A 19,912-nucleotide genomic window follows, 5' to 3' on the forward strand; every position below is an offset into this window, starting at 1 on the left:
CCGGAGCGTACGTCCATGCAAAGCACCTCTCGCGAAGAAATTCTGGCCCTGTGGCAAGCCCAGGAAGCACAAGTGCGCGCTCGTCTGGGCAAGGCTGGCAGCATGAGCCTGCCCGACGTCGCCCAGCTCACGCCTGAGGAATTTTTCGATGGCATCGGTAATGGCGTGTACCCGCATCCGCCGATTGGTGAACTGATGGATTTCGTGCCGATTCAGTGGGCGCCCGGCAGTTTCATCTTTCAGGGCACGCCCGGCCCGCAACACTACAACCCTTTGGGCACTGTGCACGGGGGTTATGCGGCGACGCTTCTGGATTCGTGCATGGGTTGTTCGATCCACACCCAGTTGAAGAAGGGCCAGGGCTATACCACCCTCGATCTGCGCATCAGCTACATCCGCGCGCTGACCAACAAGACCGGCCCGATTCGCGCCGAAGGCACGGTGGTGCATCTGGGGCGGTCGACGGCGCTGGCCGAGGGCAAGATCTACGATGCCGACGGACGCCTGTTCGCGACCGGGACCACGACCTGCATGATTCTGGATATGAACCGGTAACAGACGAGGAAAATATGCTGAATGCCAAGCCATCTCGCGAATGAATTCGCTCCCACAAGGTTTCAGCGGCGCCAATGGATCCGGCGCCTGACGCTGATCTGTGGGAACGAATTCATTCGCGAAGAAGTCGCTACATTCGCCCTCGATCCAACTGAACGAACCCGCTTTGCAGGCGCTCTACCCTCATTCATGATTTCCGGTCAAAGGTCCCTTGCTCATCCCTCGGTTTTTCCAGCGGGATCGAACCGGGATACTGGGCCTCGAATTTTTCATCTTGCTATTGGAGTACTTCAATGACTGTTCCTGCATTTGGGTTGGGCACCTTCCGTTTGAAAGATCAGGTCGTCATCGACTCGGTGAGCAACGGCCTGGAGCTGGGCTACCGCGTGATCGACACCGCGCAGATCTACGGCAACGAAGCCGAAGTCGGCCAGGCCATTGTGCAAAGCGGCGTACCGCGCGATGAGCTGTTCATCACCACCAAGATCTGGACCGACAACTTCGCCGCCGACAAGCTGATCCCGAGCTTGAAGGAAAGCCTGGCGAAGCTGAAAACCGACCACGTCGACCTGACGTTGATTCACTGGCCATCGCCGGGCGGCAAGGTGCCGGTCGCGGAATTCATGGGGGCGCTGCTGGAAGCCAAGAAACAAGGGCTGACCCGCGAGATCGGCGTGTCGAACTTCACCATCGCGTTGATGAAGGAAGCCATCGCGGCAGTGGGCGCAGAAAACATCGCCACCAACCAGATCGAATTGCATCCCTATCTGCAGAATCGCATCGTCGCTGATTTCGCCAAACAGCACGGGATCAAGATCACCTCGTACATGACCCTGGCCGTGGGCGAAGTGTTGAAGGACCCGGTGATCGAGCAGATAGCCAAGCGTCACAATGCGACCCCGGCCCAGGTAACCTTGGCCTGGGCGATGCAACTGGGCTACTCGGTGATTCCGTCTTCGACCAAGCGCGCGAATCTGGAAAGCAACCTCAAGGCTGTCGACCTCAAGCTCAGTGACGATGACATGGCGCAGATCGCCGCGCTCGATCGCGGTCATCGCCTGACCAGCCCGGCGAGCCTCGCGCCGCAGTGGGATTGATAAACGCAAGAACGTAACCCCGTTCCTGTAGCAGTCCGGCTTGCCGGCGGCAGCGATCTGAAGAACGCCATCGCCGGCAAGCCACGCGGCTACGCGGTTCGTTGTTTCAAAGAACCACGCAGACCGCACCTGGGCTTAAAACAACGCCCCGTAACGATGCACCCGAACCATAAACAGGCACAGCAGTAACATCCCCCCAAAATTGGTTCGCGTATTGCCTGAACCAATCCGCTCTGCTCCCGCGAACCAACCTTGCGAACCATTGGCGATTGGCCCGAGCCATCCCGACCGACCGCCTCTCCTCTCGAAAATCACAGCTCTCAGCACTGAACCAATTTTGATTGGCATCGCTATTGCACTCACCTTGCATCGCCCTCGTAGCCCAGCGCTGCGAGCCGCCTGCTGTTTTTCATCCTGTCATGAGAGACCACGATGGAAAGGTTCGAGACCGATGCGCCCCACGACAACTCGTCAAAAATGGCCCTGGATGCCTTGCGCCAGATGGTCGCGCAACATGCCGCATTTCCCCAGCGGGCATTGCCTACCGAACGTGAACTGGCGGTGGATTTCGGTGTGAGTCGCCGGGCAGTACGCCGTGCGCTTTCGGTCCTCGAAGCGGAAGGGCAGATCTGGCGCCGCCAAGGCAAAGGCACCTTCGTCGGCCCTACCCCGCCCAGCGCATCGATGAGTTTTGCCAAGCTGTCGAGCCGAACCAATTTCAACGAAGTCATGGAAGCGCGACTGTATCTGGAGCCAGCGCTCGCGTCCTTGGCCGCGGTACGCGCCAACGGCGAGCAGATGGCGATCCTGCGTCGCCTGACCGAACGCACGACACGCCAGCAGCACGCGAGCGAAATGGACGCCGAGGGCATTGAGCTATGGGACAGCGCGCTGCACCGTGGCATCGCGGAAGCTGCGGGCAACCGGCTAATGCTGGACATCTTCGAGATGCTCGATGCCATTCGCCTCGACCCCGCCTGGCGCGATCTGCGTCAGCGCGCCCGCAACGCCGATCGTCTGGACACCTATAGCCACGATCACGACGACATCGTCAGCGCCATCGAAACCCGTGACCCGGTCAAGGCCGCCACTGCCATGCGCGGCCATTTGCGCGCCTTGCAGCAGGCCCTGGACCACGTCATTCAACAAGACCTTGAGGCCAGCTTATGAGCGATACCCCTCGCAATCAGCACCACGCAGTATTGAGCGTGAGCGACCTGACCGTGCGCTTCAAGGATGCCCCGGCCAACGTCGTCGACGCTGTTTCCTTTTCGATCCAGCCCGGTAAAACCCTGGCCATCGTCGGTGAATCCGGCTGCGGCAAAAGCGTGACCTCCATGGCCCTGATGGGCCTGTTGCCGGAAACAGCCAAAGTCGACGCCAGCGCTTCAAGTCTGCTGGAAGAGCCGCTGCTGGGAATGTCCGATGAGCGTCTGCTCGATGTTCGTGGCAACCGCATGGCGATGATCTTTCAGGAACCGATGACCTCGCTCAACCCGGTGTTCACCATCGGCGAGCAGATCGCCGAAAGCGTGATTCGACATCAGGGGCTGTCTGCCAGCGCGGCGAAAAAGCGTGCGCTGGAGATGCTGGAAAAAGTCCGCGTGCCTGATGCCCTGCAGCGCCTGGACGCCTATCCCCATGAGCTCTCCGGCGGGATGCGCCAGCGCGCGATGATCGCCATGGCGTTGGCCAACGATCCGGCGCTGATCATTGCCGATGAACCCACCACGGCGCTGGACGTGACCATTCAGGCGCAGATTCTGTCGCTGGTGGCCAGCCTTCAGGCCGAGACCGGCACCTCGATGATTCTTATCACTCATGATCTGGGCGTGGTCGCGGAAGTCGCCGACGAGGTGATGGTGATGTACGCCGGACGGGTGGTCGAAAGCGGTTCGGTGAAGACGTTGTTCGACGATCCGCAACATCCCTACACCATCGGCCTGATGGGTTCGATGCCATCGGTAGGCCCTCGGGAAGGCCGCTTGGCGACGATCAATGGTCGGGTTCCGACTCCCGCGGAAATGCCCACCGGCTGCCGCTTCGCCAGTCGCTGCCCGTTCGTGATCGATGCCTGTCGTCAGGATCGTCCGCCACTGCTGGAAATCTCCGACGGTCACTTCGCGGCCTGTATTCGCGCACCACTGGAACAGCATCTGGGAGTCAGCGCATGAACACGCCCGACCACATGATCGCCCCTCTCGATGCCATCGAAAGACCGATCCTGGAAAGTATCGCCGTCAGCAAACACTTCCACAGCGAGACCGGACTGTTTCAGCGCAAGAAGCCACCGGTGCAGGCCGTCAACGAAGTCTCGCTGGCCGTGCGTCGCGGCGAGACGCTGGCGTTGGTGGGTGAGTCAGGGTCTGGCAAATCGACCCTTGGCCGGGTGCTGTTGAACCTGCTCAAACCTACCGCGGGGGATGTGATTTACGAAGGTCGCAACCTGGGTAATCTGCCCGCTGAAAAGTTGCGTCAGGTGCGGCGCGATCTACAGATCATCTTCCAGGACCCCTTCGCTTCTCTGAACCCGCGCATGAGCGTGGAATCGATTATCGGCGAGCCGATCTGGCTGCACCGCGACGACTCCCGCAGCGCGCGGCAGGAGAAAGTCGCCGAGCTTCTGCGCACAGTGGGGCTGGCCCCTGAGCACGGCAGTCGTTTCCCTCACGAATTTTCCGGCGGTCAGCGCCAACGCATCGGCATCGCCCGCGCCCTGGCCTCCGAGCCACGGCTGATTCTCGGCGACGAGCCGGTATCGGCGTTGGACGTGTCAGTGCAGGCGCAGGTGGTCAATCTGCTGGAAGACCTCAAGCATCAGTTCGGTCTGACCTTGCTGATCGTTGCCCATGGCCTGGCGGTGATCCGTCACATGAGCGATCGGGTAGCAGTGATGTACCTCGGAGAAATCGTCGAACTGGCGCCGGTCAACGCGCTGTTCGAAACCCCGTCTCACCCCTATACCCAGGCGCTGATGGCTGCGGTTCCGGTCAGCCACCCAGACCTGCGCCGCCCGCGCCCGCTGCTCGGCGGCGATATGCCGAGTCCGAGCAAACCGCCGTCGGGCTGCCGTTTTCATACCCGTTGCCCCCACGCCAAAGCACTGTGCCGCGAGCTGAAACCGACGTTTGAGACGGTCGAGCCAGGGCGTCAGGTCGCTTGCCATTACTGGCGCGAAATCGCCAATGCCGGCGCCGGTTCGCTGATCGTGCCGACGCCCAGCGCGGCCTACAGCCAGCGTCTGAATCTGTTCAAAAGCCATCAAGCCCTTTCTCTGGAGAGTCAGCCATGAAGTTCGCCCCTCTGATGACAACCGCGTTGTTGCTGCTCGCCGCGAACTCGGCTTTTGCCGAAACCACGCTGCGCATCGGCATCCAGGACGACCCTGACGTGCTCGACCCGCACCGCTCGCGCACCTACTCGGGCCGTCTGGTGTACACCGCGCTGTGCGACAAGCTGGTGGACGTCAGCCCAGACCTGGCCTATGTGCCGCAACTGGCTACCGCCTGGAACTGGAGCGAGGACGGCAAAACCCTGACCATGACCCTGCGCGAGGGCGTGACCTTCCATGATGGCGAAGCTTTCGACGCCGCAGCCGTGAAGTTCAATCTGGACCGCGCCCGTACGCTGCCGGACTCGCTGCGCAAAAGTGAGCTGACGTCGGTGGAAAGTGTTGAGGTGATCGACGCGAAAACCGTGGTGATCAAGGTCAAGCAGCCGGACGCCACGCTGATTTCGCAGCTGTCGGATCGCGCCGGGATGATGCTCGCGCCCAAGGCCTCGGCCGCCGACGTCGGCGCCAAACCGGTGTGCTCCGGTCCATATAAATTCGTTCAGCGCGTGCAGCAGGATCGCATCGTGCTGGAGCGTTTCGACAATTACTGGAACAAGCAGGCGTATCACTTCGACAAGGTAATTTTCCTGCCGATTCCCGACACCTCGGTGCGCCTGGCCAACTTGCGCTCGGGTGATCTGGACATCATCGAACGCGTGGCACCGACCGACGTTAAGACCGCCAAGGCTGACAGTCATGTGCAGGTATTCAGCACGCCGGGCTTGGGCTACATGCAACTGATGTACAACACCAGCAATGGCGAGAAGGCCAACAACCCGGTAGGCAAGGACAAACGCGTGCGCAAGGCCTTCGAACTGGCCATCGACCGCGATGCGATCAATCAGGTGGTGTTCGAGGGGCTGTATGCACCGAGCGCCCAGCCCTTCCCGAAAAACAGCCCGTATTACGACAAGGACCTGCCAATCCCGGCCCGCGACGTTGAAGCGAGCAAGAAATTGCTGGCCGAAGCCGGTGTGAAAACCCCGATCAATGTTGAACTGAAGGTCGCCAACAACCCGATCGCGCAACAGGTCGGTCAGATCATTCAGGCCATGACCGAGGAAGCGGGCTTCAAGGTCAATCTTGTCGCGACCGAATACGCCACGCTGCTCAGCGAGCAACAGGCCGGCAACTTCCAGATCGGCATGAGCGCCTGGTCCGGGCGACCGGATCCGGATGGCGACATTCATCAGTTCGTGACCTGCAAGGGCGGCCAGAACGACGGCCACTTCTGCGACCCGAAACTCGACGAACTGCTGAACAAGGCCCGCACCGTGAATGATCAGGCACAGCGTCAGGCCTTGTACTTCGAGGCCCTGCGCCTGCTGGCCGAGGACGTGCCGACCAGCTATCTGTATTTCGATCCCCGGATCATCGCGATGCGCAGCAACCTCACCGGTTTCGTGCCCAATCCCGATGGCCTGATTCGTCTGAACAACGTTGCCTTCAAATGATTACCGGCCCTGTGGATTACCATTTCGGCCGTGAGGAATCGCCATGCTGACTTTCATTCTGCGTCGCTTGCTCAGTGCGATCCCGACGCTGATTCTGGTCTCGCTGTTCGTCTTCACCCTGCAGAAACTGCTGCCGGGTGATCCGGTGCAAGCCATGGCCGGCGAGGAACGCGACCCTGCGGTGATGGAATACCTGCGCGAGAAGTACCGGCTTAACGATCCGGTGCCGTCGCAGTACGTCCATTGGGTCGGCAATGTGCTGCAAGGCGATTTCGGCACCTCGCTGCGCACCGAGCAGCCAGTGACCACGCTGCTGGCCTCCAAGTTGCCGGTGACCATTGAGCTGGCGGTGCTGGCGTTGATCATCGCCTTGCTGATCGGCATCCCCACCGGAGTGATTTCGGCGGTGCGCAAGGGCACGGCGACCGATTACGCGGCCAACGTGTTCGCGCTGTCGGGCATCTCGATTCCGCACTTCTGGCTGGGAATTCTGCTGATCATGATCTTCGCCGTGAAGCTGCAGTGGCTGCCCGCTTCCGGTTTCGTGCCGCTGGGCGAAGATGTCGGGCAGAACCTCAAGACCCTGATTCTCCCGGCCTTCGTGCTCGGCGCGGGACTGTCCGGCGTGTTGATGCGTCACACCCGCAGCGCCATGCTCGAAGTGCTGCGTGCCGATTACGTGCGCACTGCGCGGGCCAAGGGGCTGTATCCGCGTACCGTGATTCTCAAACACGCGTTGCGTAACGCGCTGATGCCGATCGTCACCCTGACCACTCTGCTGTTCGGCGAGTTGCTCGGCGGCGCCGTTCTTACCGAGCAGGTGTTCAGCATTCCCGGCTTCGGCAAGATGATCGTCGACGCCGTGTTCAACCGTGATTACGCCGTGGTGCAAGGGGTGGTGCTGTGCGTGGCCATCGGTTTCCTGTTGTTGAACCTGCTGGCCGACGTGCTTTATCGCCTGATCAACCCACGCCTGAGGACTGCCTGATGACCTCGATTGCCGTGAATCCTGCATTGCCTCTTAAAGAGCCGTTAACGCCGCGCACGCGCTCGCCATTCGTGAAGAAATTCCTCGCCAACAAGGGCGCGGTGGTCGGCGCGGTAGTGCTGATCGTGTTCATTCTCGCGGCGCTGCTGGCACCGTGGATCGCCCCCTATGACCCGCTGAAAGCCAACTTCCTGGCGGTGCGCAAGGCGCCGTCGCTGATGTACTGGCTGGGCACCGACGAACTGGGTCGCGACTTGTTTTCGCGCCTGCTATGGGGCGCTCGCAGTTCGCTGCTGGCCGGTGGCGTTTCGGTCGCTATCGCCATGATTATCGGCGTGCCGCTGGGCCTGTTGGCCGGTTATTTCGGTGGCAAGCTGGATGCGGTGATCTCGCGGATCATGGAGGCGCTGCTGTCGTGCCCGTTTCTGGTACTGGCCATCGCGCTCGGGGCGTTTCTCGGGCCGAGTCTGACTAACGCGATGATCGCCATCGGCTTATCGGCGATGCCGATTTTCTCGCGCCTGACTCGTGGCCAGGTCCTTGCCATTCGTCACGAAGATTATCTGGAAGGCGCCCGCGCCATCGGCCTCCCGGACCGCTGGATCATTCTGCGTTACGTGCTGCCCAACGTGTTGTCGCCGCTGGTGGTGCAAGCGACGCTGACCATTGCCTCGGCGATTCTGGCCGAAGCCAGTCTGTCGTTTCTCGGCCTGGGTCAGCAGCCGCCCTCGCCGTCCTGGGGCTCGATGCTCAATACCGCGAAAAACTTCATGGAGCAGGCGCCCTGGATGTCCGTCGCGCCAGGCGTTGCGATCTACATCACCGTTTTGTGCTTCAACCTGCTGGGCGATGGCTTGCGCGATGCCCTCGATCCAAAAAGCTGACCCCGAAAACTGACTGAAGAAGCCGATTTTTTCTTCTGTTTTAAAAGCTGATCAACTGCCGAAGAGATAACGTCATGTTCGATGATCTGGATTACAGCCAACCTTACACGTCCGCCCGCTCGCCGGTGATGGGTAATAACATGGTCGCCTGCTCGCAACCGCTGGCTGCACAGGCGGGGCTCGACATGCTGCGCCGCGGCGGCAACGCGGTGGATGCCGCGATTGCTGCTGCCATGGTGCTGACCGTGGTCGAGCCTACAGGCTGTGGCATCGGCAGCGATGCCTTCGCCATCGTCTGGGACGGCAAGCAACTGCAGGGGCTGAATGCATCCGGGCGCTCGCCGCAAGGCTGGACACCGGAGTACTTCGCCGGACAGCAAGAAATGCCTCAGCGCGGCTGGGGTGCAGTGACCGTTCCCGGCGCCGTGTCGGCCTGGGTCGCATTGTCGGAGCGTTACGGCAAACTGCCCTTCGCCACCCTCGCCGGCCCTGCCATTGGCTACGCCCGTGACGGTTATCAGGTGACGCCGATCATTGCCGAGCTGTGGCGTCGCGGCGCAGCCCTGCTCAAGGATCAGCCGGGTTTTGCCGAGTGCTTCCTGCAAGGCGGCAAGGCACCGCAAGCCGGCCAGAGAATCAAGCTCACCGACCACGCCAAAACCCTGGAGCTGATCGCCGAAACCAAGGGCGAATCCTTCTATCGCGGCGAACTGGCGAAGCAGATCATCGCCCATGCCAACGCCAATGGCAGCGTCATGAGCCTGGATGACCTGGCGAGTCATAGTGTCGACTGGATCGACACATTATCCGTGCCTTACGCCGGTGCGGTGGTCCACGAACTGCCACCCAATGGCCAGGGCATCGCCACACTGGCCGGGCTGACCATGCTCGAAGCGCTGGGCGTGGGCGAACATCCGGTGGACAGCGTCGAGACCGTACATCCGGTATTGGAAGCGATGAAACTGGCACTGGCCGACCTGAATCAACACGTCGCCGACAACGACCACATGCGCGTGGCCTCCGAGCATATGTTGGACCCGGCGTACCTGAAAGAGCGTGCCGCGCTGGTTACCGAACAGGCCGCCGATCCGCTGCACGGCGCGCCCAAGGCAGGTGGCACGGTATACCTGTCAGCAGCCGACGAGAACGGCATGATGGTCTCGTTCATTCAATCCAACTACATGGGCTTCGGTTCCGGCGTGGTGGTGCCTGGCACTGGCATCAGCCTGCAAAACCGCGGCGCAGGGTTCAGCCTCGATCCCGAACACGTCAACACCGTCGCGCCGGGCAAGCGCCCTTTCCACACGATCATCCCGGGCTTCGTGATGAACGCCGACGGCACGCCCCTGATGTCCTTCGGCCTGATGGGCGGCCCAATGCAGGCCCAGGGTCACCTGCAAATGATGATGCGCATCCTGCGCTACAAACAGAACCCTCAGGCCGCCGCCGACGCTCCGCGCTGGCGTTTGGAAGCGGGTCTGAAAGTCGCCGTGGAGCGCTCGTTCGACCGCCTGGTGATCGAAGAACTGCGCGCCAAGGGACATGAGGTGGAAATCGAAGACCCGAGCGGCGTGTTCGCGTTCGGGGGCGCGCAGATTATCCAGCGCACCGCTCATGGTTATGTCGGTGGAACCGATCCGCGCAAGGATGGGTTAGTGGCGGCGTATTAACCGTTTCGTCACGGCATAACCTGTGGGATCGCTAACGCGTGGCCGTCCCACAGGTTTTGCGGTATCTGTGATTTAACGGAGGACGGCAAACCTGTGGGAGCGAATTTATTCGCGAATAGATATGTCAGGTAATGAAGACGTATCGACCGCACCGGGCATTCGTTGGGATGCCCCCGAATGAAAGAGCGCGCAGTCAGGCCGTCCTCACCCGAATCCCACCGCACAAATCCCCAATGCACTCAACACGATTACCGTGCCTCCCAGCACCACCACTTCACGCAGGGGCGCCGGAATGCGTTCTTGCTTCAAGCCTTTTGCACTCTTGCGATAACGCGCGTTGAGGCCGATCTGGATCAGGATCCCGGCCATCAGCGAAAAAATGATCGGCAACAGCGCGATCAGACCGAAATGCGGAATCCAGCGCAGGAAGATGGTGCACACCACCAGTAGGGTCATCAAGGTGCGACGCCAGGCCAGCAGCGTGCGCTCGGGTTGCAGCCCCGGATCGTCATGCCCCAAGGCGCGCGGCACGCGATGGCTCATGCTGCGCCATATATAAGGAAGACCACCAGCCCCGCCGCCACCAGCGCCCCGCCCAGCGACAGTATCGGCACCAGCACAGGCAGGGGCAGCGGCTTGCGCAGACGCATCGCGCGCTCGACCTTCAGCCAGCGGATGCAGGCACTGGCGCTGACCAGCATCGCCAATATCAGCAGCGATAACGCCACCGCGCGCCGCAGGCCTGGGCTGAACACATCGCCGGTGAAGGCTTCGACTGCGATGCCGCCGGCGAGAAATGCCAGCGCCGTGCGAATCCATGCCAGGAAGGTACGCTCGTTCGCCAGGGTGAATCGCGGGTCAGGTTCGCATCCGCCGCCCAGCAAGGACGTGGACAGCCGATCGCGATCGGAAGGAGCAGTGACTGGGGGGATGACTTTGCCGGGATCCGGGGAATTCATGTCGCACCGTGGTCGGGTAGATGAGCGTGATCATACCGGTCATGCCTCGCAAAGGCCCGTGTCGGCAGCGACATTGGTGTGTCTTTGGACGTAGTCTGCTCTCATCTGTAGCAGCACGGCTCGCCGGCGGTTTCCATCTTCAAGACGCCAATGCCGGCAAGCCGTGCTGTTTATATGTTGTCTCGCTACCCCTGCGTACCTGTAGAAGCCGGCTTGTAGGGGCGAACCGGCTGTGTCAGGCACTTTGATTTGACTGATATACCGCGTTCGTCAGTTCAAGCCGGCTCCTACAGCGTCAGGCGGCGCTTGGAAGCGCCCCCACCCGGCAAACCGGACTTCAGGCGTTCAGCGGCTATTGGCGAGATCCAGCCAAACCGCCCCATTCGGATACTGATACCGCTCCAGCGTTTCGGCGGTCATTTCAATGCTGTAGCCCGGCCGTTTAGGCGGCATGTAGCGTCCGCGGCGAATCACCACCGGGTCGAGGAAGTGCTCGTGCAGATGATCGACGTATTCCAGCACGCGGTTTTCCAGCGAGCCGGACACCGCGATGTAGTCGAACAGCGAGATATTCTGCACGTATTCGCACAGCCCCACGCCCCCGCCATGCGGGCAGACCGGCACATTGAACTTGGCCGCCATCAGCAGCACGATCAGCACCTCGTTCAGACCGCCCAGCCGCGCCGCGTCTACCTGGCAAAAATCCAGGGAACCGGCCTGGAACATCTGCTTGAACATCACCCGGTTGTGGCAATGCTCGCCCGTCGCCACACCGATCGGCGCGACGCGCTGGCGTATGGTGGCATGGCCGAGAATGTCATCCGGGTTGGTCGGCTCTTCGATCCACCAGGGCTCGAACGCAGCGAGCCTACGCATGTTGCTGATCGATTCTTCGACGCTCCACACCTGATTGGCGTCCATCATCAGCGTGCGCTCCCAACCCAGTTCATCGCGCAGGATCGCAGCGCGGCGCAGGTCTTCTTCGATGTCCGAACCGATCTTCTGCTTGATATGGGTCCAGCCGTCGGCGATGGCTTCACGGGCCAGACGGCGCATTTTTTCTTCCGAGTAACCCAGCCAGCCTGGCGCCGTGGTGTAACCGGGATACCCTTCGGCGAGCATGTGCGCTTCGCGCTCGGCCTTGCCCGGCACCTGGCGACGCAGCAGAGCGATGGCTTCTTCCGGGGTGATGGCGTCGGTGACATAACTGAAATCAAGGCATTTCACCAGTTGCTCAGGGGTCATGTCGGCCAGCAGCTTCCAGATAGGCTTACCCTCGACCTTGGCCCACAGGTCCCAGACAGCGTTGACCAACGCAGCCGTGGCCAGATGAATTACGCCCTTTTCCGGCCCGAGCCAGCGCAACTGACTGTCGCCAGCGGTGATGTCATGCCAGAAGGCACCCATGTCAGCGGTGATCGCTTCCAGGCTCAAACCCACCACGCGAGGCGCCAGCGAATGGATGGCGGCCACGCAGATCTCGTTACCACGTCCGATGGTGAACGTCAGGCCATGACCTTCGAGACCGTCAGGAGAATCGGTGTGCAGCACGACATAGGCTGCCGAGTAATCCGGCGCGCTGTTCATCGCATCGGAGCCGTCGAGGGACAACGAGGTGGGGAAGCGGATGTCGCGGATGGAGACGGAGGTGATGTTCAGGGTCATGAATATTCTCTTTTTGTTCTGATGAATCGGCTGGTCGTACCATCGCCATCGCGAATGAATTCGCTCCCACAGATTGACCGCGTACCCCTGTGGGAGCGAATTCATTCGCGATGCGGTGGTACAGAATGGATGCAACTGTAGGCCAACCGCCGATATAGGCATAATCGCCAGATCCTAACGATCGATATCAAATCCGATATGTCAGACCTTCCCGACAAATTCGCCACACTGAAAATCTCCAGCCGCCAGATCGCGTTGCTCAACGCTTTGGGCGAGCTGGGCAGTCTGCGCAGGGCTGCGGCGGCGATTCACACCAGTCAGCCGGCGGCGAGCCTGTTGTTGCAGCAACTGGAAGATCGTCTCGGCGTGCAGCTATTCGAGCGTCTACCTCGCGGCATGCAGGCGACGCTATTTGGCGAGGTGATGATTCGCTACGCGCAAGGCGCGCTGCACGAGTTCGAATACGCCGAAGCGCAGATCGCGGAGCTGGCGCGCGGGGCCACAGGAATGGTGCGCATCGGCACCGTAATGGGCCCGGTGCCGACCCTGCTCACCCGCGGGGTGCTGGCGTTCAAGGCACAGAATCCGAAGGTGCGGGTCGCCATTGAGGTCGGCACCAGCGACACTTTGCTTCCGGCGCTGATCAGAGGAGATTTCGACGTGGTGCTGGGCCGCCTGCCAGATCAGCTGGATGGCCAGGATCTGGACATTCAACTGTTCGAACAGGGCGAACGCATGCGCATCATCGCTCGCCCCCGCCATCCGCTAACGCAGAAGGCAACCCCTGCGCTGTCGGACCTGGCGCCGCTGACCTGGATTCTGCACCCGCTGGGCAGCCCGATGCGCCGTCAGGTGGAAAATGCCCTGAAGGCCGCGCAATTGATCCAGCCGCTGGACATCATCGAAACCAGCTCGATATTGGCGACCACGGCGATGCTGGAGTCTTCCGATATGATCGCCGTGGTGCCGAACGACGTCGCCGAGCATTACGCCCGCTATGGGATGGTCGCGGTGCTACCGATTGAGCTGCCCCTGGCCATGGCCAATCTGGGATTGTTGACGTCAAAGGCCAGGCCCGTATCGGCAGCAGTGAACGGGTTGCTGGCGTTTCTCAAGCAGCAGATCGGGGCATAATTCGATAACCGCCAGTTATCAATCAATTGAAACCTTTCATTGGGAAATTATCGGAACGCTTCATAGAGTGATCGACAAACGGGCGTTACGCATCGCCCCCGCACAAATAAGAATCTGGCCGCCTGTAACGGTAACGTTCCCCCTCGGGAGCCGTTGTGTCACGAATGCCGACACAGGTGGCAACCGTCCTGAGAGGCAGCATGGAACTCATTGCCAAGACCCCGGCGTTCGACAGTAGCGCGCTGGTTATCCGTCTTAACCCCCTCGACAACGTTCTGGTTGCGCGCCAGCCATTGAGCGAAGGTACGCGTCTGGAGGAGGAAGGCATCACCGTACTGCAGGACATTCCGTCCGGGCACAAGGTCGCGACAGTGCGCGTCGAGCAAGGCCAGCCGCTGCGCCGTTACGGGCAGATCATCGGCTTTGCTTCGCAACCGATCGAAGCCGGTCAGCATGTGCATGTGCAGAACGTTGAAATGTCGGATTTCTCCCGCGACTACGCCTTTGGTGTCGACGCTCACGAAACGCCAGCCACCGAAGCGTTCTTCCAGGGCATCGTGCGCGCCGATGGTCGGGTTGCCACGCGCAACTACATTGGCATTCTCACCTCGGTGAACTGCTCGGCCACTGTCGCGCGGGCGATTTCCGATCACTTCCGGCGCGATATCCACGCTGAAGCGCTGGCCGATTACCCCAACGTCGACGGCGTCGTCGCCTTGACCCACAGCTCAGGCTGCGCCATTGACTCCAAGGGCGAGGCCATCGACCTGTTGCGCCGCACGTTGGCTGGTTACGCGGTGCATCCGAACTTCGCGGCGGTACTGGTGGTGGGCCTGGGCTGCGAGACCAACCAGATACAGGACCTGCTCGACAGCCAGGGCCTGAAGGCCTCCGATCAATTGCGCGCGTTCACTATTCAAGGCACCGGCGGCACCTCGAAAACCATTGCCAGCGGCATCGAACAAGTCAAGTCGCTGCTGCCTCAGGCCAATCAGATCAAACGCGAATCCGTCAGCGCCCGGCACCTGATCGTCGGTCTGCAATGCGGCGGCTCCGATGGTTATTCAGGCATTACCGCAAACCCGGCGCTGGGCAATGCGGTGGATCGGCTGGTGGCTGCGGGCGGCACGGCGATTCTGTCGGAAACTCCGGAGATCTATGGCGCCGAACACCTGCTGACGCGGCGCGCAGTGAATCGTGCCGTGGGCGAAAAACTGGTGCAGCGCATCCACTGGTGGGAAGACTACTGCCGACGCATGAACGCCGAACTGAACAACAATCCGTCGGCGGGCAACAAGGCCGGCGGTCTGACAACGATTCTGGAAAAGTCCCTCGGTGCAGTCGCCAAGGCAGGGTCGACCAATCTGATGGGCGTGTACGAATACGCGGAAGCCGTCCGTGCGCAAGGTCTGGTGTTCATGGACACCCCCGGCTACGACCCGGTCTCCGCCACCGGCCAGGTCGCAGGCGGTGCCAACCTGATCGCTTTCACCACTGGCCGCGGCTCGGCGTATGGCTGCGCGCCCACGCCGTCGATCAAGCTGGCGACCAATAATCGCGTGTTCGAATTCCAGCAGGAAGACATGGACGTCAACTGCGGCGGCATCGCCGATGGCACCACTACCATCGAAGAACGCGGCGCATTCATCTTCCAGATGATGCTGGACATCGCCTCCGGGGCGCGCAGCAAGAGCGAGCAACACGGCTACGGGCAGAACGAGTTCGTGCCCTGGCAGATCGGCGCGATCACCTGATCGATCGAGCAATTGGTTTCAGGAAGCGGTATTTCAGAAGCGGTATTTTCAGGAGCGTTGTTTCAGGAGTAGTGCAGTATCAGAGCAATCCTGCCGAGCCGTGATCCGGATCGGCAGTCAGCAACCTTAACAACAATAAAAGGTGCCTATGAAAACCCTAAAGACCTACCAGACGATCACGGTCGTCTTTCTGATGCTGTTCGGTATCGTCAACTATCTGGACCGCAGTGCGCTGTCCATCGCCAACACCTCGATACAGAAAGACATGCTGATCAGCCCTTCCGAGATGGGCATTCTGCTGTCGGCGTTCTCCCTGGCGTACGCCTTTGCGCAGTTGCCGATGGGTATGATCATCGACAAGCTCGGCAGCAAGATCGCTCTGGGCGGGTCGCTGTTGATATGGTCGGCGGCGCAGACGGCTTCAGGGTTCATCAACAGTTTCAGCAGTTTTTTCGCGCTGCGGGTGTTGCTGGGGATTGGCGAGGCGCCGATGTTTCCTTCCGCAGCGAAAACCCTGAACGAGTGGTTCGAAGAGCATGAGCGCGGCACGCCCACCGGGATCGTCTGGTCGGCGACCTGTATCGGGCCGTGCCTGGCCCCGCCGATCCTGACGCTGTTCATGGTCAACTTCAGCTGGCGCGGCATGTTCATCATCACCGGCGTTTTGGGCATCGTCCTGGCGCTGTGTTGGCTGATGTTCTACAAAAGCCGCGCGCAGTACCTCAAGGAACTTGCGGCCAAGGGTGAGCAGCCGGTCAGGCAGCCCGTGGTCGCGGTGGGAGCAGCAGTTCCACAACGTGAGAGCTCTTTCTTTGCCGGATGGCTCGACCTGTTCAAGCATCGCAGCACCTGGGGAACCTTTCTGGGCTTCATGGGCGTGATCTACATGCTCTGGCTGCACCTGACCTGGTTGCCGGGCTACTTCCAGCGTGAGCATGGCCTTGACCCGTACTCGACCGCGTGGGTGGTGTCCTTCGCTTACGTGTTCGGCGCCATCGGCACCATCGCCGCGGGACGTATCTGCGACCGTCTGGTCAAGCGTGGTGTGGGTGTGCTGAACAGTCGCAAATACACGGTGATCGGCGGGCTGGTATTCGCCGCTGTGTTCACCCTGCCGCTGACGTTCGTGACCAGCCTTGGCGGCTGCATCGCCCTGCTCTGCCTGGCATTGTTCGGCATCAACCTGTCCAGCGCCACGGCCTGGATGGTGGTCAATACCGTGGTTGATACCAAACGCGTGGCGTCCCTGGGGTCGATCCAGAACTTCGGCGGGTACATTGCAGGCTCCGTTGCCCCGATCGTGACCGGCTTCAGCGTGCAGTATTCCGGCACCTTCGCCACTGCCTTCGCCGTCAGCGCCATCGTCGCTCTGCTCTCGGCCGTGGCGTACTTCGTGCTGCTCAAGGCGCCGATTCCGGTGCACACCGAGGCAGCGGACAAGAACTGGCAGCCACAGGAGGATGAGGTGCAGGGGCGGCGCGTTTAACGCGTAACCAAGTGCAGCTGACGCAGACATCCACCCTGTAGCAGCATGGCTTGCCGGCCGTAGCAATCTCAAGATTGCCTGCGCCGGCAAGCCGTGCTGCTAGAGACAACCGCGCGACTTTAAGGAGGGAACGTTCCCCGCCACTACCCGCCAACCTGTGCATGACCGCTGATACCTCACTCAACCAACGATTTTTCCCTTCAAAATCCCATACTTGTCCTACGCTCTCTGTCAGACGGTCGCTGTTGCGATACCGGTGTGCGACGAAGCATGGAGCGTTCGTCACATCGGTTGGTCTTAAATCGTAGACGTCAATGAGGGTAGGGTTTGAGACAACTAGAAGGGACGGACTTCAACGCCAGGAATCGGCGTATGAAGCGCATGCCTGTACTGTGGCTGGCGGGATTCTTTACGGTACTGGTGTGTTTTTCCATCACCAGCATCACCTTGTGGCAGTTGCGCCAGACACGCAACCATGAGCTGGACATTGCCGACACTACGGTGGCCAATCTTTCGCGCTCGATGGCGCAGCAGGCGGACGACGCATTCGATCAGGCCGCTATTCCGGTGGCGGGCATCGTCGAACGGCTTTCCTACGACGGCTTCGGTGCAGCCAGCAGCTCACGCATGCATGAGTATCTGCGCGCCACGGCTGCCAGCGTCGAGCAAATTCAGGGACTGTTCATCTATGACAAGGACGGCAACTGGGCGGCGACCTCGCTGAACCATATGCCTGCCAACGCCAATAATTCAGACCGCGAATATTTCCAGTTCCACAAAGCCATCGACAGCACGCTGCCGCACATCGGCCAGGCCATACGCAGTCGCACGACCGGCGACTGGATCATCCCGCTCTCGCGGCGTGTCAACGACTCCGCCGGGAATTTCGCAGGCGTCGTTCTGACCACCATCGAGCTTGGGTATTTCGACCGCTTCTTCGATCGCTTCGACATTGGTAAACGCGGAGTGCTTACCCTGGCGATGGCCGACGGTACCGTTCTGGCCCGCCGCCCGACGCTGGAAAACGTCCGGGGTGCTTCAATCGCCGATGGCGATTTGTTCCGCAATTACCTCAAAGAGCGATACGAAGGCACAGCGACAGTCCGATCCTTCCTCGATCAGGAAGTCCGCCTGTACGGCTACAAGCATCTGGATCGTTACCCGCTGGTGGTGCTGGCGGGTTTGTCTGAACAGGAGGTGCTCGATGAGTGGCGGCAATATGCCTGGCGCTCTTTGGCAATCATCATTTGCGTGGTGGCCGCCAATCTGTTGTTCGGAGTCCTGCTGTTCCAGCAAATCCGCTTCGGGTTGAACGCCGAATCGCAATTGCGCATCGCCAGCCATTCACTGGAAAAACTCGCGTTGCAGGACAGCCTGACCGGGCTTGCCAATCGCCGCCATTTCCAGGAAATCCTCGGGCTTGAATTCGCCGGCGGCCAGGCCAATCTGCACCCGCTGAGCCTGATCATGATCGATATCGACTTCTTCAAGAGCTACAACGACAACTATGGGCACGTAGCTGGCGACAAATGCATCGCCGCTGTGGCCGAGTGCATCCGCGGTAACCTCAATCGCACAGGCGATCTGGCGGTACGTTATGGCGGCGAAGAGATGGCCGTGTTCTTACCCTACAGCGAGGCGCAGGGTGCCTATGTATTGGCGGAAAAAATTCGCCTGGCCGTGCTCGCCCGCGCCATCGAACACAAGAGCAATCCCGACGGTATCGTCAGCATCAGTCTGGGCGTATACGGCTGTGCGGCCCATGAATGCCCGACCATGGAAGCATTCGTCGAACGCGCCGACGCCGCGCTATACACGGCCAAGCATCAGGGGCGCAATCGGACGGTGATGGGATGAAAAGCTGAACTGGCCGCGGCCTGGGAGATTGCAAACGCTTTTCCCCTGCGGGAATGAGCTTACTCATGAAAGTGCAGTTCAGGCCGCTGAAAATCTGGCGGCAGTAAGGCCCGTTCATGGGCAAGCTCGCTCAAAAGGTGTCTTGCGTCAGCCAATCAACCCAAGGCACTCAATCCGCCTGAGCCACCACGATCTGCGCCACCTTGCCGCGAAACAGCTCCAGCCGGTCCGTTGGAGCATCATGCTCGACCACCAGTGCGCCGACTTCCTCGCACGATGCGACCTGATAATGCGCGATGCTCGACAGCTTCTCGTTGATCACCGCCACCGCCACCTGCCCGCTGCGCGCGACAACCGCCCGCTTGAACTCGGCCACGTCCATGTCGAACGCGGTCACGCCCTTTATTGCATCCAGCGCGCAAGCCCCGAGAAAGCACAGGTCGAAATTGAAATGGGTCAGTTGCTGAATCGTTGTGAAACCGTAAGTGCTGCCCGCCACTGGACTGAGCCGCCCGCCAAGCAGAATCACTTCCACCTGCGGCAACTTCATGAGTTCTACCGCGAGCAATGGCGCATTGGTAGTGACCGTCAGCGCCATCTGCGAATCGATAGCGCGTGCGATGGCCAGATTGGTTGAACCACCATCGATAAACACATGCTGACCGGCACTGATCAGACCCGCTGCGGCAATGCCTAGCGAGCGCTTGCGGCTCGGTTCGTGCTCGATGCGCGCAGTGATCGGCCCATCTGACGCCAACGAAATCGCCCCGCCGTACACCCGCTTGCACAATCCCGCCGACGCCAGGCTCCCAAGGTCCCGACGAATCGAATGCTCAGAAACGTTGAACTCCGCTGCCAGATCCGCCGCGATTACCCGGCCATGCGCGGCCAGACGCTCGATAATCAGACGCTGACGCTCGCCGGGAAACGCTTCGGGACTGGCAGACATAAAGACCTCAAATCAAGCTTGATCGATCATAAACGAGCACGATCATGGGGGTGATGCGCAGTGATGTCAAACCGTGCCAGCCAGTCTCAGCGAACAGGCGTCGACGACTTGAATCACCTCCGAAAT

Annotated in this window: 17 protein-coding genes; 13 read left to right on the forward strand and 4 right to left on the reverse strand. The window is 60.7% G+C overall.

Annotation, left to right across the window (positions count from 1 at the left end; translation table 11 throughout):
- Positions 1-15 precede the first annotated feature (15 nt).
- The 9 genes from ACRER8_RS14490 to ACRER8_RS14530 all read left to right on the forward strand — a co-directional run bounded on the left by ACRER8_RS14490 (position 16) and on the right by ACRER8_RS14530 (position 9,982).
- Positions 16-555 (forward strand): PaaI family thioesterase, encoded by a 540-nt coding sequence (locus ACRER8_RS14490; RefSeq protein ID WP_431746929.1) that lies wholly within the window; start codon positions 16-18, stop codon positions 553-555.
- Positions 556-848: 293 nt separating this feature from the next.
- Positions 849-1,652 (forward strand): 2,5-didehydrogluconate reductase DkgB, encoded by an 804-nt coding sequence (dkgB, locus tag ACRER8_RS14495; protein WP_431746930.1) that lies wholly within the window; start codon positions 849-851, stop codon positions 1,650-1,652.
- A gap of 432 nt (positions 1,653-2,084) precedes the next feature.
- Positions 2,085-2,822: a FadR/GntR family transcriptional regulator gene (locus tag ACRER8_RS14500; protein ID WP_431746931.1), complete on the forward strand. Its 738-nt coding sequence runs from the start codon at positions 2,085-2,087 to the stop codon at positions 2,820-2,822.
- Entirely contained in the window at positions 2,819-3,826 is a 1,008-nt protein-coding gene (locus ACRER8_RS14505; RefSeq protein WP_431746932.1) for an ABC transporter ATP-binding protein, read from the forward strand. The genes ACRER8_RS14500 and ACRER8_RS14505 overlap by 4 nt, the downstream gene beginning before the upstream one ends.
- The gene (locus tag ACRER8_RS14510; protein WP_431746933.1) at positions 3,823-4,944 is read left to right on the forward strand and encodes an ABC transporter ATP-binding protein; all 1,122 of its coding nucleotides are present in this window, start codon (positions 3,823-3,825) and stop codon (positions 4,942-4,944) included. Before ACRER8_RS14505 ends, ACRER8_RS14510 begins: the two co-directional genes overlap by 4 nt.
- Positions 4,941-6,440, forward strand: coding sequence for an ABC transporter substrate-binding protein (locus tag ACRER8_RS14515; RefSeq protein ID WP_431746934.1), 1,500 nt, complete (start codon positions 4,941-4,943; stop codon positions 6,438-6,440). The genes ACRER8_RS14510 and ACRER8_RS14515 overlap by 4 nt, the downstream gene beginning before the upstream one ends.
- Positions 6,441-6,483: 43 nt before the next feature.
- A complete protein-coding gene (locus tag ACRER8_RS14520) occupies positions 6,484-7,428 on the forward strand; it encodes an ABC transporter permease (RefSeq protein ID WP_431746935.1) in 945 nt (314 codons plus the stop codon).
- The gene (locus tag ACRER8_RS14525) at positions 7,428-8,312 is read left to right on the forward strand and encodes an ABC transporter permease (RefSeq protein WP_431746936.1); all 885 of its coding nucleotides are present in this window, start codon (positions 7,428-7,430) and stop codon (positions 8,310-8,312) included. The genes ACRER8_RS14520 and ACRER8_RS14525 overlap by 1 nt, the downstream gene beginning before the upstream one ends.
- Positions 8,313-8,386: 74 nt before the next feature.
- The gene (locus ACRER8_RS14530; protein WP_431746937.1) at positions 8,387-9,982 is read left to right on the forward strand and encodes a gamma-glutamyltransferase family protein; all 1,596 of its coding nucleotides are present in this window, start codon (positions 8,387-8,389) and stop codon (positions 9,980-9,982) included.
- Between the two features lie 204 nt (positions 9,983-10,186).
- Here ACRER8_RS14530 and ACRER8_RS14535 read toward each other — a convergent pair whose 3' ends face one another.
- From ACRER8_RS14535 to ACRER8_RS14545, 3 genes are all read right to left on the reverse strand, one after another.
- Positions 10,187-10,525, reverse strand: coding sequence for a DUF202 domain-containing protein (locus tag ACRER8_RS14535; protein ID WP_431746938.1), 339 nt, complete (start codon positions 10,523-10,525; stop codon positions 10,187-10,189).
- A complete protein-coding gene (locus tag ACRER8_RS14540) occupies positions 10,522-10,941 on the reverse strand; it encodes a YidH family protein (protein ID WP_431746939.1) in 420 nt (139 codons plus the stop codon). Before ACRER8_RS14540 ends, ACRER8_RS14535 begins: the two co-directional genes overlap by 4 nt.
- 345 nt (positions 10,942-11,286) lie before the next feature.
- Complete coding sequence (locus tag ACRER8_RS14545; RefSeq protein WP_431746940.1) at positions 11,287-12,606, reverse strand: L-fuconate dehydratase; 1,320 nt, start codon at positions 12,604-12,606, stop codon at positions 11,287-11,289.
- A 198-nt stretch (positions 12,607-12,804) separates the two neighbouring features.
- Between ACRER8_RS14545 and ACRER8_RS14550 the strand changes: the two genes are divergently transcribed.
- The 4 genes from ACRER8_RS14550 to ACRER8_RS14565 all read left to right on the forward strand — a co-directional run bounded on the left by ACRER8_RS14550 (position 12,805) and on the right by ACRER8_RS14565 (position 18,837).
- Positions 12,805-13,740 (forward strand): LysR family transcriptional regulator, encoded by a 936-nt coding sequence (locus ACRER8_RS14550; protein ID WP_431746941.1) that lies wholly within the window; start codon positions 12,805-12,807, stop codon positions 13,738-13,740.
- Between the two features lie 200 nt (positions 13,741-13,940).
- Entirely contained in the window at positions 13,941-15,494 is a 1,554-nt protein-coding gene (locus tag ACRER8_RS14555) for a UxaA family hydrolase (protein ID WP_431746942.1), read from the forward strand.
- Positions 15,495-15,642: 148 nt separating this feature from the next.
- Complete coding sequence (locus tag ACRER8_RS14560; protein ID WP_431746943.1) at positions 15,643-16,980, forward strand: MFS transporter; 1,338 nt, start codon at positions 15,643-15,645, stop codon at positions 16,978-16,980.
- 372 nt (positions 16,981-17,352) lie between these two features.
- Complete coding sequence (locus ACRER8_RS14565) at positions 17,353-18,837, forward strand: sensor domain-containing diguanylate cyclase (protein WP_431746944.1); 1,485 nt, start codon at positions 17,353-17,355, stop codon at positions 18,835-18,837.
- 169 nt (positions 18,838-19,006) lie between these two features.
- Here ACRER8_RS14565 and ACRER8_RS14570 read toward each other — a convergent pair whose 3' ends face one another.
- Entirely contained in the window at positions 19,007-19,786 is a 780-nt protein-coding gene (locus tag ACRER8_RS14570; RefSeq protein WP_431746945.1) for a DeoR/GlpR family DNA-binding transcription regulator, read from the reverse strand.
- Positions 19,787-19,912: the final 126 nt, after the last annotated feature.

Origin of the sequence: Pseudomonas sp., from assembly GCF_050739935.1 — a bacterium.
Taxonomy (GTDB): domain Bacteria; phylum Pseudomonadota; class Gammaproteobacteria; order Pseudomonadales; family Pseudomonadaceae; genus Aquipseudomonas.

Bases quoted from the DNA above. Each gene is read 5' to 3' on its own strand.
- ACRER8_RS14515 (WP_431746934.1), top strand. From the start codon at position 4,941: ATGAAGTTCGCCCCTCTGATGACAACCGCGTTGTTGCTGCTCGCCGCG.
- ACRER8_RS14550 (WP_431746941.1), top strand. From the start codon at position 12,805: ATGTCAGACCTTCCCGACAAATTCGCCACACTGAAAATCTCCAGCCGC.
- ACRER8_RS14560 (WP_431746943.1), top strand. From the start codon at position 15,643: ATGAAAACCCTAAAGACCTACCAGACGATCACGGTCGTCTTTCTGATG.
- ACRER8_RS14555 (WP_431746942.1), top strand. From the start codon at position 13,941: ATGGAACTCATTGCCAAGACCCCGGCGTTCGACAGTAGCGCGCTGGTT.
- ACRER8_RS14520 (WP_431746935.1), top strand. From the start codon at position 6,484: ATGCTGACTTTCATTCTGCGTCGCTTGCTCAGTGCGATCCCGACGCTG.
- ACRER8_RS14490 (WP_431746929.1), top strand. From the start codon at position 16: ATGCAAAGCACCTCTCGCGAAGAAATTCTGGCCCTGTGGCAAGCCCAG.
- ACRER8_RS14565 (WP_431746944.1), top strand. From the start codon at position 17,353: ATGAAGCGCATGCCTGTACTGTGGCTGGCGGGATTCTTTACGGTACTG.
- ACRER8_RS14500 (WP_431746931.1), top strand. From the start codon at position 2,085: ATGGAAAGGTTCGAGACCGATGCGCCCCACGACAACTCGTCAAAAATG.
- ACRER8_RS14535 (WP_431746938.1), bottom strand. From the start codon at position 10,525: ATGAGCCATCGCGTGCCGCGCGCCTTGGGGCATGACGATCCGGGGCTG.
- ACRER8_RS14505 (WP_431746932.1), top strand. From the start codon at position 2,819: ATGAGCGATACCCCTCGCAATCAGCACCACGCAGTATTGAGCGTGAGC.
- ACRER8_RS14540 (WP_431746939.1), bottom strand. From the start codon at position 10,941: ATGAATTCCCCGGATCCCGGCAAAGTCATCCCCCCAGTCACTGCTCCT.
- ACRER8_RS14570 (WP_431746945.1), bottom strand. From the start codon at position 19,786: ATGTCTGCCAGTCCCGAAGCGTTTCCCGGCGAGCGTCAGCGTCTGATT.
- ACRER8_RS14530 (WP_431746937.1), top strand. From the start codon at position 8,387: ATGTTCGATGATCTGGATTACAGCCAACCTTACACGTCCGCCCGCTCG.
- ACRER8_RS14525 (WP_431746936.1), top strand. From the start codon at position 7,428: ATGACCTCGATTGCCGTGAATCCTGCATTGCCTCTTAAAGAGCCGTTA.
- ACRER8_RS14510 (WP_431746933.1), top strand. From the start codon at position 3,823: ATGAACACGCCCGACCACATGATCGCCCCTCTCGATGCCATCGAAAGA.
- dkgB (WP_431746930.1), top strand. From the start codon at position 849: ATGACTGTTCCTGCATTTGGGTTGGGCACCTTCCGTTTGAAAGATCAG.
- ACRER8_RS14545 (WP_431746940.1), bottom strand. From the start codon at position 12,606: ATGACCCTGAACATCACCTCCGTCTCCATCCGCGACATCCGCTTCCCC.